The 13,408-nt window shown below is 59.1% G+C and carries 12 protein-coding genes; 7 read left to right on the top strand and 5 right to left on the bottom strand.

Annotated features, from left to right (window positions below; genetic code table 11):
• Nucleotides 1-4: 4 nt before the first annotated feature.
• Nucleotides 5-835: a hypothetical protein gene (locus CHB75_RS11865; protein WP_089270764.1), complete on the top strand. Its 831-nt coding sequence runs from the start codon at nucleotides 5-7 to the stop codon at nucleotides 833-835.
• Between the two features lie 85 nt (nucleotides 836-920).
• On the opposite strand, the gene CHB75_RS11860 is transcribed toward CHB75_RS11865, so the two are convergent.
• A complete protein-coding gene (locus CHB75_RS11860; protein WP_089270763.1) occupies nucleotides 921-1,382 on the bottom strand; it encodes a DUF4174 domain-containing protein in 462 nt (153 codons plus the stop codon).
• 135 nt (nucleotides 1,383-1,517) lie between these two features.
• Here CHB75_RS11860 and scpA point away from each other — a divergent pair, with 135 nt between their 5' ends.
• From scpA to CHB75_RS11830, 6 genes are all read left to right on the top strand, one after another.
• The gene (scpA, locus tag CHB75_RS11855) at nucleotides 1,518-3,647 is read left to right on the top strand and encodes a methylmalonyl-CoA mutase (protein WP_089270762.1); all 2,130 of its coding nucleotides are present in this window, start codon (nucleotides 1,518-1,520) and stop codon (nucleotides 3,645-3,647) included.
• Nucleotides 3,648-3,846: 199 nt separating this feature from the next.
• Complete coding sequence (locus tag CHB75_RS11850) at nucleotides 3,847-4,461, top strand: VOC family protein (RefSeq protein ID WP_089270761.1); 615 nt, start codon at nucleotides 3,847-3,849, stop codon at nucleotides 4,459-4,461.
• Nucleotides 4,458-4,937 carry a GNAT family N-acetyltransferase gene (locus tag CHB75_RS11845; RefSeq protein ID WP_089270760.1) on the top strand — a complete coding sequence of 160 codons (480 nt, stop codon included), beginning with the start codon at nucleotides 4,458-4,460 and terminating at the stop codon, nucleotides 4,935-4,937. The genes CHB75_RS11850 and CHB75_RS11845 overlap by 4 nt, the downstream gene beginning before the upstream one ends.
• A gap of 98 nt (nucleotides 4,938-5,035) precedes the next feature.
• The gene (locus CHB75_RS11840) at nucleotides 5,036-5,722 is read left to right on the top strand and encodes a molecular chaperone DjiA (RefSeq protein WP_089270759.1); all 687 of its coding nucleotides are present in this window, start codon (nucleotides 5,036-5,038) and stop codon (nucleotides 5,720-5,722) included.
• A gap of 22 nt (nucleotides 5,723-5,744) precedes the next feature.
• Entirely contained in the window at nucleotides 5,745-6,755 is a 1,011-nt protein-coding gene (locus CHB75_RS11835) for an endonuclease/exonuclease/phosphatase family protein (RefSeq protein ID WP_089270938.1), read from the top strand.
• Between the two features lie 38 nt (nucleotides 6,756-6,793).
• Nucleotides 6,794-7,171, top strand: a complete 378-nt coding sequence (locus CHB75_RS11830; RefSeq protein ID WP_089270758.1) for a hypothetical protein — start codon at nucleotides 6,794-6,796, stop codon at nucleotides 7,169-7,171.
• Between the two features lie 7 nt (nucleotides 7,172-7,178).
• Here the strand turns inward: CHB75_RS11830 and CHB75_RS11825 are convergent, their stop codons facing one another.
• The 4 genes from CHB75_RS11825 to CHB75_RS11810 all read right to left on the bottom strand — a co-directional run bounded on the left by CHB75_RS11825 (nucleotide 7,179) and on the right by CHB75_RS11810 (nucleotide 13,408).
• A complete protein-coding gene (locus CHB75_RS11825; protein ID WP_089270757.1) occupies nucleotides 7,179-8,723 on the bottom strand; it encodes a Ppx/GppA family phosphatase in 1,545 nt (514 codons plus the stop codon).
• Nucleotides 8,724-8,966: 243 nt separating this feature from the next.
• Nucleotides 8,967-10,265 (bottom strand): flagellin, encoded by a 1,299-nt coding sequence (locus CHB75_RS11820; RefSeq protein ID WP_089270756.1) that lies wholly within the window; start codon nucleotides 10,263-10,265, stop codon nucleotides 8,967-8,969.
• Between the two features lie 227 nt (nucleotides 10,266-10,492).
• The gene (locus CHB75_RS11815; RefSeq protein WP_089270755.1) at nucleotides 10,493-12,670 is read right to left on the bottom strand and encodes an RNA degradosome polyphosphate kinase; all 2,178 of its coding nucleotides are present in this window, start codon (nucleotides 12,668-12,670) and stop codon (nucleotides 10,493-10,495) included.
• A gap of 39 nt (nucleotides 12,671-12,709) precedes the next feature.
• A complete protein-coding gene (locus CHB75_RS11810) occupies nucleotides 12,710-13,408 on the bottom strand; it encodes a P-loop NTPase family protein (protein WP_089270754.1) in 699 nt (232 codons plus the stop codon).

Here is a 13,408-nt window from a genome sequence, read left to right as displayed (position 1 = left end):
GTCCTTGCGCGACGCGTTGATCATAGGCTTTGGCGCGGTTGTCGTGGCGGTCCTTGTCGGACTGGCCGCGCGCCCGTTGCCGAGGCGTGATCAGCGCGAAGAGCGGCGCGTAGCCCTTCGGGTAATCTGGCAGTTCTTCTTTACCATCGCGCTGCCGGTGCTTGCCGGGCTTTCGGTGCTGGTGGTGGCGCCGCTGTTGCTGCTGGGCGACATCGATGCCCGTGTGTGGCAGGCGCTGGTGGCGGGGCTGTTCATCGCCACGGGTTGGCTGACCACGGCGATTTTCAGCGAGCTTGGCCTTCGGCGGACCCGCGCGGAGCGGCTTCGCGATTATCACAAGGCGATCTACGCCGAAATCGGCAATGCGCTTTACACACTTTATGACGAAGGGCAGGGCGTCGCCTATGGCGAGCTGACCCTGCAAAAAATGCGGGACGATACCGAATTCGTGCCGTTTGTGCCGCGCGAACACCATGACCACATCTATGACGCCATCCTAGACGAAATCGAAGTCCTGCCGCGCCAGACCATCGACGCCATCGTGTCCTACTACAGTCTGATCAAGGCGATTGCCGCCCTTGCGGACGACATGCGTGGCGACGGGTACAAGGCGCTGCCGCAGGAGCGGCGGATGGCGCTATATTCAGATTTTCTGGAGATGCGCAAACAGGCGTTCGAATACGGCCAATATGCGCTGCGGCTGATCCGGATGTTCGCCGATCAGGGGCCGGAAAAGACGGATCTGGTGATTGCCGCCGACCGGGAAGCCGCCGCAAAGGAACGGTTCAGTAGCCCGGACGCGGACCAGTCCGGCCCGTTACCGGGATCGGAGTGAAGGGGATGCTGGGATCTTTTTCCATGTTCAAAGCTCCTTGCTCTGAGGTGAAGATAGGCGCTCGTGCTTCAATTTGCAATTCGTCTCAGCGTCTCAGCACATCACGCCGGTCGCGGATCTCTTGCTGGCGCAATGGTAGCTTATCGATCGAGCGAGACAATTCCCGCACATCCCAGGGAGTCGGTTTGCGCAGCACCACAGTGCCCTCTTTGGACAGCAGAACGATCATGAAGTCGCGGGCGCGCAGCTGTGTGCGGATGGCGCTGCGTGCGGCGGGGTCCGTGTCGGTGATGACCACAACATCGCGATCGTTCAGTACTTCCAGCCGTTCGTTGATCAGCTGCATTTGCTCGACAAACCGTGGATCCGCAGGACTGTTTGCAAAGACAACGACGGGGCGTTTGACCCATTGGAATTCACTCAGTTCGTGCCCTTCGGCCGAGATGATAATTTCCTGGGGATCCAGCGTGGCATCGGCGCTGTGCACGGCATGCGGCTGCGTGACGGCGAAAAATGTTGCGATTGCAAGGGCGAAGCCTGTTTTCATGCAGACAGATATAGGCGTTTGTTATGACAAAGCGAACCGCCAATGTGAACCAAACCCGGAAATTTTCGAAGTTATTCGCTGCCAGCGGCAAGGCCATATGGCCGCCGGAGCTTCTGAAAAGAGGATGATACGATCATGACAGCCACCATTCACCAATGGCGCGTACTCGCTGAAAAAGAGCTGCGCGGACGCAGCGTCGACGATCTGACCTGGAAGACGCTTGAAGGTATCGCAGTCCAGCCGGTTTATACCGCAGAGGATGTGAAGGGGCTGGAACACCTTGGCACCCTGCCGGGGCAAGAGCCGTTCACCCGTGGTGTCAAGGCGACGATGTACGCGGGTCGCCCATGGACAATCCGCCAGTACGCCGGTTTTTCAACTGCCGAGGAGAGCAACGCCTTTTACCGCCGTAACCTCGCCGCAGGCCAGCAGGGGGTGTCGGTCGCTTTTGATCTGGCGACACACCGTGGATACGACAGCGACCATCCCCGGGTTGAGGGGGATGTAGGCAAGGCCGGCGTCGCCATCGATTCCGTCGAGGATATGAAAATTCTCTTCGATGGTATCCCGCTGGATCAGGTCAGCGTTTCGATGACGATGAACGGCGCGGTGATCCCGATTCTGGCAAGCTTCATCGTCGCTGGCGAAGAGCAGGGCCATGACCGGAAGGTGCTGTCCGGAACAATCCAGAACGACATCCTCAAGGAATTCATGGTTCGCAACACCTACATCTATCCGCCCGAACCATCGATGCGGATCATCGCGGATATTATCGAGTATACCTCTGCCGAGATGCCGAAATTCAACTCTATCAGCATCAGCGGTTACCACATGCAAGAGGCCGGTGCGAACCTTGTGCAGGAACTGGCGTTCACGCTGGCAGACGGCAAGGAATACGTGAAGACGGCGATGGCGCGCGGCATGGACATCGACAAGTTCGCCGGGCGGCTGTCGTTCTTTTTCGCCATCGGCAAGAACTTCTTCATGGAGGCGGCCAAGCTGCGTGCGGCGCGCATGCTCTGGCACCGGATCATGACCGAACTCGGTGCACAGAACCCCAAGTCCAAGATGCTGCGCACCCATTGTCAGACCTCTGGCGTCACGCTGGCCGAACAGGATCCCTACAATAACGTTATCCGAACGGCATATGAGGCGATGTCGGCGGTCCTTGGCGGCACGCAGTCCCTGCACACCAACGCACTGGACGAGGCGATTGCCCTGCCGACGGATTTTTCGGCCCGGATTGCGCGCAACACCCAGCTGATCCTGCAAGAGGAAACCGGTGTGACCAACGTGGTCGACCCGCTGGCCGGGTCCTATTACGTTGAAAAACTGACCGCCGATCTGGCCGAAGCGGCGTGGAAGATCATCGAAGAGGTTGATGAGTTGGGTGGCATGACCAAGGCCGTGGCCACCGGCATGCCAAAGCTGCGGATTGAAGAGACGGCAGCGCGTCGTCAGGCAGACATTGACCGCGGCACCGAGGTCATTGTCGGAGTGAACAAGTACCGCAAGGACAAGGAAGATCCGCTGGAAATCCGCGATATCGACAATGACGAGGTACGCGAAAGCCAGATCGCCCGGTTGAAGAGCATCCGCGCCAGCCGCGACGAGGCCGCGTGTACCGCTGCGCTCGACGAATTGACGCGCCGTTCCTCAGAGGGCGGCAATCTGCTGGACGGTGCGGTCGAAGCCGCGCGCGCCCGTGCCACGGTAGGAGAGATCAGCATGGCGATGGAAAAAGTATTCGGCCGCCACAGGGCCGAGGTGAAGACACTGGCCGGGGTCTATGGCGCGGCCTATGAGGGCGACGCAGGCTTTGCCGCGATCCAGAAATCGGTCGAGGATTTCGCCGAAGAAGAGGGACGCCGCCCCCGCATGCTGGTGGTCAAGATGGGTCAGGACGGGCACGACCGCGGGGCCAAAGTCATAGCGACGGCCTTTGCCGACATCGGGTTCGATGTCGATGTGGGCCCGCTGTTCCAGACGCCCGAAGAGGCCGCGCAGGATGCCATCGACAACGATGTGCACGTCATCGGGATTTCTTCGCAGGCCGCGGGGCACAAGACGCTGGCGCCCAAACTGGTGCAGGCGCTGCGCGATGCCGGGGCAGGGGATGTTCTGGTGATCTGCGGCGGCGTGATACCGCAGCAGGATTATCAGTTTCTGTATGACGCAGGGGTAAAGGCCATCTTCGGACCCGGTACCAATATCCCCGAGGCAGCGCAGGATATCCTGAAGCTGATCCGCGCCGCGCGGGACTGATTGGTTCTGCATGCAATTCGCTAAAAACAGACAGCGTCCGTACGTGGCTAGATGCAGGCGCTATCTGAAATTTGATCTGGTGCCATACTCGAATGACATCGCTTGTGAACACACCAAAATGTCGCAACGACTTGCGTCTGTTCAGCCTGCGTTTCGTACCCTATCGTCTTCAAACTCATGAAGGATAGGATGCGCAGGTTTGTTGGTTCTGGATCACATCGCGGTGCTGGGCGAAACTTTGGAAGAAGCCACGGTACATGCTGAAACGGCCCTTGGCCTGCCCCTGCTGCCGGGTGGCAAGCACGAACATTATGCGACCCATAACCGACTTCTTGGGTTGGGGGACGGGATCTATCTCGAAGCGATCGCATCGGACCCGGCCGCGCCGCCCAAACCCTATCCACGCTGGTTCGGACTGGATCGCTTCCGTGGTCCACCAAGGCTCGATAAATGGGTCTGCCGTGTGGACGATCTGGAGGCGGCCGTGAAAAAGTTTCCCATGGCCGGGCTACCGGTGCGCCTTAGCCGTGGCACGCTTGACTGGTCCATGGCGGTGCCCGCAGATGGGCAGCTGCCGTTTGATGGCATGTTTCCCGCGCTGATTCAGTGGCACAGCCCGGTACCGCCCGGCACTTCTATGAATACCGGTGGCCCGATGCTCGAATCGCTGACGGTGCGCCTTCCTGAGGCTGCCGAATTGGACGATCTGCTGGGGCCTTTGCTGTCCGATGATCGTATAAGGTTCGAAACGGGTTCCAACCCGGCACTCCGGGCCGAGTTCATGACCGAGGCAGGCAAGAAGGTGTTGCAATGATTGTGCGTGCGGCGCAGCGCGGCGATGCGGCTCAGATCGCCGTGATCTGGAATGCGGTCATTGAGACCACCGCGATCACCTTTACCACGGATCTTAAGACCGACGCGGGGATCACAAGTGATATCCTGGCCCGTGGCGGCGGATTTCAGGTGGCCGAGCAGGACGGCCTGGTCGCCGGTTTCGGCACATACAGCCCGTTTCGAGGCGGACCCGGGTACGCGCGCACGATGGAACATTCGATTATGCTCGCGCCGCACGCGCGCGGAAGTGGCATCGGTCGGGCGCTGATGACCGGCCTGTGCGAGCATGCGCGCAGTGTCGGTGTGCACAGCATGTGGGCGGGAATCAGTGCTGAAAATCCGGGCGCGGTGCCCTTTCATGCCGCCCTTGGATTTGCTGAAATAGCGCGGTTGCCCGAAGTCGGGTTCAAGTTTGGGCGCTGGATGGATCTGATTCTAATGCAGAAAATCCTCTGAATTCCACGTCGCGACACATGAAATCACGGCGACGACAGAATTGCTGCAATTGCACGATCCGCGCTGACAATCCTGAACTGATTGAATAAACTGGCTTCATGTCGATCTGGACACGCATATCCGACGCCGTCGCCGCCCTTGCCAAGGGCGAAGGCCTGTCTGCGCTCTTCGAGAATCTGCGCACACCGCCGGAACGTTCAGTCGCCTTTACCATCGCGGTCATCGCGCTGAGCGCCAAGATGGCAAAGGCCGACGGACTGGTTACAAAAGCCGAGGTTACGGCCTTTCGCGAAATCTTTCACATCGCGCCAGAGGATGAGGCTGGCGCCGCGCGGGTATTCAACCTTGCCCGGCAGGATGTGGCGGGTTTCGAAGAATATGCGAGGCGCATTCGCGCCATGTTCGGAACTGAGACAGGCACCTTGTGCGATCTGATGGAGGGGCTGTTTCGAATCGCCATCGCCGACGGCAGCTATCATCCCGCCGAAGATGCCTTTATCAGCCGGGTCGCGCAGATTTTTGGTTTGTCAGACAGCCAGTTCCGCGCCCTGCGCACACGTTTTGTGCCCGACGCGGTACCGGATCCGTTCAGTGTTCTGGGCGTAACACCGGATACCCCGCTGGAGGAGGTACGCCAGGCCTGGAAGGCGTTGGTCCGCGAAAGCCACCCGGACCGGATGATGGCGCGGGGCGTTCCGCCTGAAGCGGTGAAAATGTCCGAACGCCGCCTGATCGACATCAACCGTGCCTGGGAAGAAGTCTCTTCGCGGCGCGTCACCGCATGACCCTGTGGTGACCGGGGAGCACCTGCGTCTGGCCACCTATAATGTGGAATGGTTCGATGCCCTTTTTGATAACGCGGGCGATCTGCTTGCAGACGATTTGCCTTCGGCTCGTTTCGACATCAGTCGCATGCAGCAGATCGAAGCACTGGCAATGGTGTTTACCGCGTTGCAGGCCGATGGGGTGATGATCATAGAAGCGCCGGACACAAGCCGCCGTCGCCGCACCGTGATCGCGCTTGAGACGTTTGCCCGTACTTTTGATCTGCGAACCCGCAAGGCCGTTACCGGTTTCAGAAATAATACCCAGCAAGAGATTGCATTTCTTTACGATCCCGACAAGCTGAAGGTTCATCATGATCCCTTGGGCGACGCCGCGCCGCGCTTTGACAAGGAATTCAACATTGATCTTGATATGGACGGAACCGGCGAACGGGTGACCTTTTCCAAACCACCGCTGGAACTTGCGATGACCACAGCGGGCGGGCGAAAGTTGAGACTGATCGGGGCGCATCTGAAATCCAAGGCGCCGCACGGCGCGCGCAACCGGGACGAGGTAATGCGCCTGTCCATCACCAACCGGCGCAAACAGTTGGCTCAGGCGATATGGTTACGTGCCAGAATCGCGGAACATCTGGACCGGCGTGAATCGCTGATCGTCATGGGGGATTTGAACGATGGTCCGGGGCTGGACGAATATGAGGATCTCTTTGGTCGCTCTTCGGTCGAGATTATCCTAGGCGACGGGTTGGAGGATGTCCGCCACAGGCTATATGATCCGCACGCAGCAGAGGCGCTGACCCAAAAAATCGGTGCGCATCCTTCAACCGCGCGTTTCTTTATCCTGCCGGACAACCGCTATCTGTCGGCGCTTCTGGACTACATCATGGTATCGCCGGATCTGCGGGCGCTGGCTCCGAAATGGCGTATCTGGCACCCGTTCGACGATCCGGACTGCTGGGAGGATGAGGCCCTTCGGGATGCTCTGCTGACCGCTTCGGATCATTTTCCCGTCACGATCGATATTGAACTCTGACCCTTTCCGGATGGGCACAGCGCGCCTATATTGGCTTTATGAAAAAACTTACGGTCGCTGCACTTGTCGTCACACTCTGTGCCCCTCTGCATGCGCAGGAGGCGGAGGACGAAGGCTTTGACCTCATGAGAGAAGGCGCGCGGCAGTTGTTTCGGGGCCTCATGCAGGAGATGGGCCCGGCTTTGGACGACTTGCAGGAGCTTGGTGATGAAATGCGTCCCAAGATGCGCGATTTCGCCGCGTATATGGGCCCTGCGCTGCGTGACCTGATGGCCGAGGTGGAAGACTGGTCAGTCTATCACCCACCCGAAAAACTGCCGAACGGCGATATCATCATGCGCCACAAGACGCCTGAAGAGGTTGAACCGACGCCAGACCTGGAGTCGCCAGAACCCCAAGAGCAGATCGACCTCTAGGCCGCGGTCACTTCAGGATGACTTCGCTTCGTGCCCCCAAGGCGCGGGCGAGTGATCCGAAACGGGATTCTGCAACTTCACCGAACAGCGGTTGCGCTTCTTTGGTCAGCTTGAGTTTCAGTACCTTGTTCTTGGGTTGCCATTCGAGAGCGGCACCGTCCTGCGACGTGTCTGACATCCAGAGCATGGCGCCAAAGCGCATTGCCTTGCCCAAAACTTCGGCCTCCTGCTTGCCTGGGTCGTCCAGCAGTTCGTAGAGATCCTCGAACCGTGTGCCTTCGCGCTTGTTGCGGTATCTGTGTAAAAGCGCCAATCCCAGAAACACCCGCTCACCATGGCTCAGCCCGCCAAGGTTGGCGCGGGTGGCGTTGTCAAAGCAGGTTTCCGCACGGTAGTCCGGATGGGCGCGCCAGCTGACGTCGTGAAGCAGGCAGGCGGCCTTGACTATTCTTAGCCGCGCCGCGGGCGCATTGCGAAAGATCGGCAATACGAATTTGTAAAGCTTCTTGCCAAAACCGGGAAGACGCGCATCCTTGATCTCGGCAAAGCGGCAGGCCTCTATCAGCGGATCACGGTCGCGCAGAGCTTGCGGCATCTGTTCATAGAGCAGACCTTCGCGGATGCCATAGCTGGAAATCGCAATATCCTTGGGCTTGAAGACTTGCACCAGACGCCGCAACACTTCGGCGGCGTAGGGAACAAGTGACATCCGCGCGGATGAAAGATTACATTCGCCGCGCAACGTTTCGAGATCGGCCTTTTCGATGTATTTGACCGTAGCCTGAACTGTCTTTGACGTCATGCGGTATTCGTGCAGCACATGCAGTGGATAGCCCTGTCGGTGCATGTCGATCCGGGCAATGGCGCGCCACGATCCGCCCACCAGGAACAGCCGGTCCCTCTGGGTTCCCATGGTTTGCGACAGGTCATCCATCGTCTTACGGATCACCGAGTCGCGTTCCTTTTTTCCGCCGGTCAGATCGCGTAGCTTGAGCGGGCCAAGGTTCGAGGAAACCCTGCGTCCTACGCGGCCATCAGCGATTTCGGCAAGTTCCATAGAGGATCCGCCGATGTCACAGATCAGACCGTAACTGCCAGGCCAGCCCAGCAGAACACCCTGCGCAGAAAGGCGCGCCTCTTCCTCACCATCGATGACCCAGATGCGCAGGCCTGTGGCAGCTTCGACATCTTCGCGGAACGCCGGGCCATCTTCGGCCTCGCGCATGGCGGCGGTTGCGACAGCGGTGAGGGGGGGCAGTTTCATGCCTTCGGCCAACATCTGGAACCGGCGAATGGCGGAAAAGGCGCGCAGCTTGCCCTCGGGATTGAGGCGGCCGGTTTCGGACATACCCGCACCCAGCCCGCACATGATTTTTTCATTGTAGAAATAGGCGGGTGAGCGGGCTGCGCCGTCGAATACCACAAGCCGGACCGAGTTTGACCCGATATCGATCACCCCGACGCGCGACAGCGCCTGAGCCTGCGGATCGTCGAACAGTGGTCGCCCAAACGGACCCCATTCGCGGTGGGCCGGGTCCAAGGTACTGTCCATGTCGCTCCCCGATCTTGGTGCGGGCACAATGCAGGAGGGGGGGCGGGCCGTCAAGAAATCGTACTTGTTTTCTTTGCATGACAACCGCTTGCACGTGTTCATTCATCGGGTGCGGTACGTTACCAATTGGACGCTAGCACATCATGAAATCGATCTCTGAATGTCTCCGCGTGAGCTGATCACCCGCACCGAAGACAATAAATAGCTGGCCTCGATACCTTTGGCTCTGATTGGATCATCGGTTTAACGGAACAGGCCCAGGATTGCCCGCGGAGCGTCGTTGGCAATGGAAAGGGCGTTGACAGCAAGTTGCTGTTGCACCTGGAGCGCCTGAAGCCGCGCCGAGGTTTCGATCATGTCCGCATCTATCAACTGACCGATCCCGGAGCGGAGGGACGTGGAGAGTTTCGATATAAAATCCGACTGGGTTTCCAGCCGACCCTGATCCGAGCCCAGGGCCGCGGCGCTGTCGATCGAGGTCTGGATCAACCCCTCGATCTGACCCATTGCGGTGCGGGCACCCTCATCCGTGGTGACGTCCAGATCGTTCAGCACATCCAGACCGCCGCCAATGGTGTTTTCGGCATCAGATTCGAGGACGTTGATCTTGATGGCGATAGTATCGGTGCCATTTGTCACGCCAGACGTAGCCGTGATTTTGCTTCCCGAAGAGGTGAGGTTCAGTACCGAGCTATCGATCTCGTTGCGGGCGGCATAGCTTGCGAATTTGTTGGTCAGAGCACGGCTTACATCGCTCATGGTGTCGCCGTCCCGGGCGACGTAACTGATTTCATTCGCAGCCATCTCGGTCTGCGTCTGAGATGCCGTCGCCGTGTTGTTCAACGCTGTGGCATCGAACGAGGACGAATCGCCATCGGTGGCAACGATTGACAACGAATAGGCGGCTCCGGCCTCGACCTCGACGGCACTAACGTCGAGCGTCGCGGATCGGGCCGCGTTAAGGGTGCCAGTAACCACGTCAGCGGTGTAGGAGCCCCCCGAGGCGGAAATAGCGGCTGCCCCGGTGCCCAAATCGCGGCGACGCACAGCAATATGTGTTCCGCTGACAGAGCTTTGGCTCCGATCCAGCGAAGACAGGATCGATGTCTTGCCAGAGCCGGCTTCTGTGCCGGTATTCTGAAGCAAGTTCTGGCCGTTGAAGCTCGCTGTGCCTACGATCCCCTGGATCTGCTCCTTCAGCTTTCCGATATTGTTCTGGATCTTCTCACGGTCAACATTTTCAACCTGGGCGGAAGCGACCAGGTTTTTCATGTCGGTGAGCAGGGTTGTGATCGCTTCAGCGCCCTGGCGGGCTACCGCAACGGTGGAGTCACCCAGTGCCAGGCTCTCTGAAATCTTCTTGAACCCGGCAACGTCGGATTCCATCACCTTGGAGACCGCCCAGATTGAAGCATTTTCGGCGGAACTGGCGACAGACTTACCAGTCGCGATTTGGACGCGGGTCTGGTCAAGACTTTGATTGATGGAGCGGAGCGTACTAAGCGCCGACATCGAACCGTGGTTCGTCAGAATACTGGACATAAACACACCCTTTCACAGTGAGGCGCGTTCTACGCAGTTCTCTGACATTCAATGTCAGGCGGAATTATCTTTTTGGAAACGCGTAGGCCATAGACTAGGCCTGAGTCCCCGACTGATATGTCGATGTGTTAATATGCGGCAAGAATAGTTAAAAGAATCTTAATACTTTCAGGTGCTTTCAGGGTCTCTTTAAGGCGAAAGTGTGGCTGCTGAAGCTGATATTCTTGTCAAGTATCGTCGGTATGCGTCAGTTGCGGCACATCCTTGGCACCTGCTGATCCGCGCCCGGACAGTGATGGATTCTCCATAAAGAACCGGTGGCAGTTGAACGAGAATTCCCCCTCCGGCACCGGATGGCGGACAAAGGCACCGGAAGGTTCCATCACCCAGCTTTGCGCGGTATCGGCAAGGTTCGCGGCCATGATCTGGCTGACAATCTGAGCCTTCACGGTGTCATTCTCGATCTCGACCAGAGTTTCGATCCGACGCGACAGGTTGCGCCCCATCCAGTCGGCCGAGGATATGAACACCCGCGACTTTCTGTGTGGTAACCCGTAGCCATTGCCGAAGCAGGCAATGCGGCTGTGTTCCAGGAACCTCCCAACGATGGATTTCACGCGGATATTTTCGGACAGTCCCTTGATCCCGGGACGGATGCCGCAGATGCCACGGATCACCAGATCGATCTTTACGCCAGCCTGTGAGGCGGCATACAGCGCGTCGATGATATCCGGTTCGATCAGCGAATTCATCTTGACCCAGATCTGTGCGGGTTTGCCGTTTCGGGCATGCTCGGCCTCGGCATGGATCATCTCGATGATCCGGGTCTTCAGCGTGTGGGGCGAGATTGCGAGGTTTTCCAGACGCTCTGGCAGGGCGTAGCCCGAAAGGTAGTTGAACACCTTGGACGCATCGCGTCCCAGTTTCCGATCGCAGGTGAAGAACGACAGGTCGGTATAGATCTTCGCGGTAATCGGGTGATAGTTGCCGGTGCCATAGTGGGTGTAGGTTACCAGTTTGTCACCTTCGCGGCGCACCACAGCGCTGATCTTGGCATGCGTCTTCCAGTCGAGGAAGCCATAGACCACATGCGCGCCGGACCGTTCCAGACGGCGTGACTGACGGATGTTGGCAGCCTCGTCGAAACGCGCCTTGAGCTCGACCAGGGCGGTGACGGATTTGCCATCCTCGGCCGCTTCGCAAAGCGCGTCGACGATGGGCGAATTGCGCGAGGTGCGGTAAAGCGTCTGCTTGATCGCCACCACATTGGGGTCCCGCGCGGCCTGCGCCAGGAACCGCGTGACCATTTCGAAGGTCTCATAGGGGTGGTGCAGCAACATGTCCTTCTGGCGGATCGCGGCGAACATGTCGCCGTCGTGATCCTGCACCCGTTCCGGAACGCGGGGTGTGAACTGCGGCCAGAGCAGGTCTGGGCGGTTGTCCAGAACCAGTTCCTTGAGATCGGCGGCGCCGATCATGCCTTCGAGTTCGATCACTTCGTCGTCCTTGACGTGCAATTCACGCATCACGACGGATTTCAGATTCTTGGGCGCGCCGGTGGAAATAGTCAGACGCACGACCTCACCCCGGCGGCGACGCTTCAGGGCGACTTCGAATTCGCGGACAAGGTCCTCGGCTTCTTCCTCGACCTCAAGATCGCTGTCGCGCAGGACGCGAAAGCCGAACTGATCTTTGACCCTATAACCGGGGAACAGGCTGTCGATGTGCAGTAGAACCACGTCTTCGAGGAAAATGAACCGATTCTGGCCCTCTTCGGCGGGCAGCGCGACAAAACGGTCGATCTGTGCGGGGATCGGCAGCAGTGCCTGCAAGCCACGTTTGTCGCGGCTGCGTTCGAGTTGCAGCGCCAGGCAGTAGCCATTGTTGGCGATGAACGGAAAGGGATGCGCGGGGTCGATAGCCAGTGGCGAGAGAACCGGAAAGATCTGTTCCAGAAACTCTTCTGCCAGATGGTTTGAGTCCTCGCGGGTCAGCGCATCGCGGTTCACGATGGTGATACCCTGGGTTTCCATTTCGGCACGCAACGCTGTCAGAACGCGCTGCTGCGAGGCCATGAGGTTGCGGGCGTCTTCGTTGATCAATACTAGCTGGGCAACCGGTGTCAGCCCGTCGGCGGCGGGGGTGGTGTTGCCGGCCTGGGCCAGTTCACGCAAGCCAGCCACGCGCACAGTGTAAAATTCATCAAGATTCGCGGCCGAGATGGATACAAAGCGCAGCCGTTCCAGCAGCGGCACCCGGGGGTTTTCCGCCTCTTCCAGCACGCGCCAGTTGAACCCAAGCCAGCTCAATTCTCGGTTGTAGAAACGGCCGGGGCCGGTCAGGTCCACATCCGGCATTTCGACGGGCTCGGGAAGCGGGGCTTTTAGGAAATCTGCTTGTTTCATGAAGGCCTTATTGGGGGGGCTTGTAAAAGCTGTGTGACGTCAGGGCTTGGTGTCGTCGAATTCCAGCTCGAGCGCGGCCAAGACCTTGCTTGCGAGCAGTCTGCTGGCTCCTTTTGGTGTGCCAAGGGCGGCGTCATCGATGGCATCGACCATGCGTCCGGCCATGGCAAACGAACGTGGCATGTGACGAACGAGATACGAAATGGCGTCAGGTGCCGGGACAATCTGACGATCGGCGAACAGCTTGGCCAGCACGGCGCTCAGCAGATCGTCATCCGGAGCAGAGAGACGCGCCATCTGGGTGCCCATCACGCGGCTTGTCAGATCTGGCAGACCCAACTGCCACTGCGATGGCGGGTTAAGTGCTGTCAACAGAAGTGAATTCCCCTGAGCAAGGGTAAGGTTGTGCAGGTGGAACAGCGCCTGTTCGGCGGCATCGTTCGATGCGATCATGGGCACATCTTCGACGCAGACATTGCCGCCGGCAAGCTGCGGGATGTCCGCGTCGGGCAGGTCGGACGATTGCAGGATCGTGGCCCCTGACTCAGCGCTCCAGACATGCGCGAGGTGGGTCTTGCCGGCCCCCTGTGGTCCGGTCAGCACCAGCTTGCGCCCGGGCCAGTCGCGCCACCGGTCGATCTGGGTGGTGGCCAGAGCGTTGGCCCGCGAGACATAGAAATCGCCACGCCCCAGAGCGGGGCGGAAGGGAAGGTTGAATTTGAGCTGTCGGCGACCCAT

The sequence above is a fragment of the Puniceibacterium sediminis genome (assembly GCF_900188035.1).
Taxonomy (GTDB): Bacteria; Pseudomonadota; Alphaproteobacteria; order Rhodobacterales; family Rhodobacteraceae; genus Puniceibacterium; species Puniceibacterium sediminis.
This window is presented reverse-complemented; position numbering and strand designations above follow the sequence as displayed.

Excerpts from the sequence above, each read along its gene's own strand:
- scpA (WP_089270762.1), top strand. The coding sequence starts at position 1,518 with ATGACAGCCACCATTCACCAATGGCGCGTACTCGCTGAAAAAGAGCTG.
- CHB75_RS11840 (WP_089270759.1), top strand. The coding sequence starts at position 5,036 with ATGTCGATCTGGACACGCATATCCGACGCCGTCGCCGCCCTTGCCAAG.
- CHB75_RS11810 (WP_089270754.1), bottom strand. The coding sequence starts at position 13,408 with ATGGGTCGCCGACAGCTCAAATTCAACCTTCCCTTCCGCCCCGCTCTG.
- CHB75_RS11820 (WP_089270756.1), bottom strand. The coding sequence starts at position 10,265 with ATGTCCAGTATTCTGACGAACCACGGTTCGATGTCGGCGCTTAGTACG.
- CHB75_RS11860 (WP_089270763.1), bottom strand. The coding sequence starts at position 1,382 with ATGAAAACAGGCTTCGCCCTTGCAATCGCAACATTTTTCGCCGTCACG.
- CHB75_RS11830 (WP_089270758.1), top strand. The coding sequence starts at position 6,794 with ATGAAAAAACTTACGGTCGCTGCACTTGTCGTCACACTCTGTGCCCCT.
- CHB75_RS11815 (WP_089270755.1), bottom strand. The coding sequence starts at position 12,670 with ATGAAACAAGCAGATTTCCTAAAAGCCCCGCTTCCCGAGCCCGTCGAA.
- CHB75_RS11825 (WP_089270757.1), bottom strand. The coding sequence starts at position 8,723 with ATGGACAGTACCTTGGACCCGGCCCACCGCGAATGGGGTCCGTTTGGG.
- CHB75_RS11845 (WP_089270760.1), top strand. The coding sequence starts at position 4,458 with ATGATTGTGCGTGCGGCGCAGCGCGGCGATGCGGCTCAGATCGCCGTG.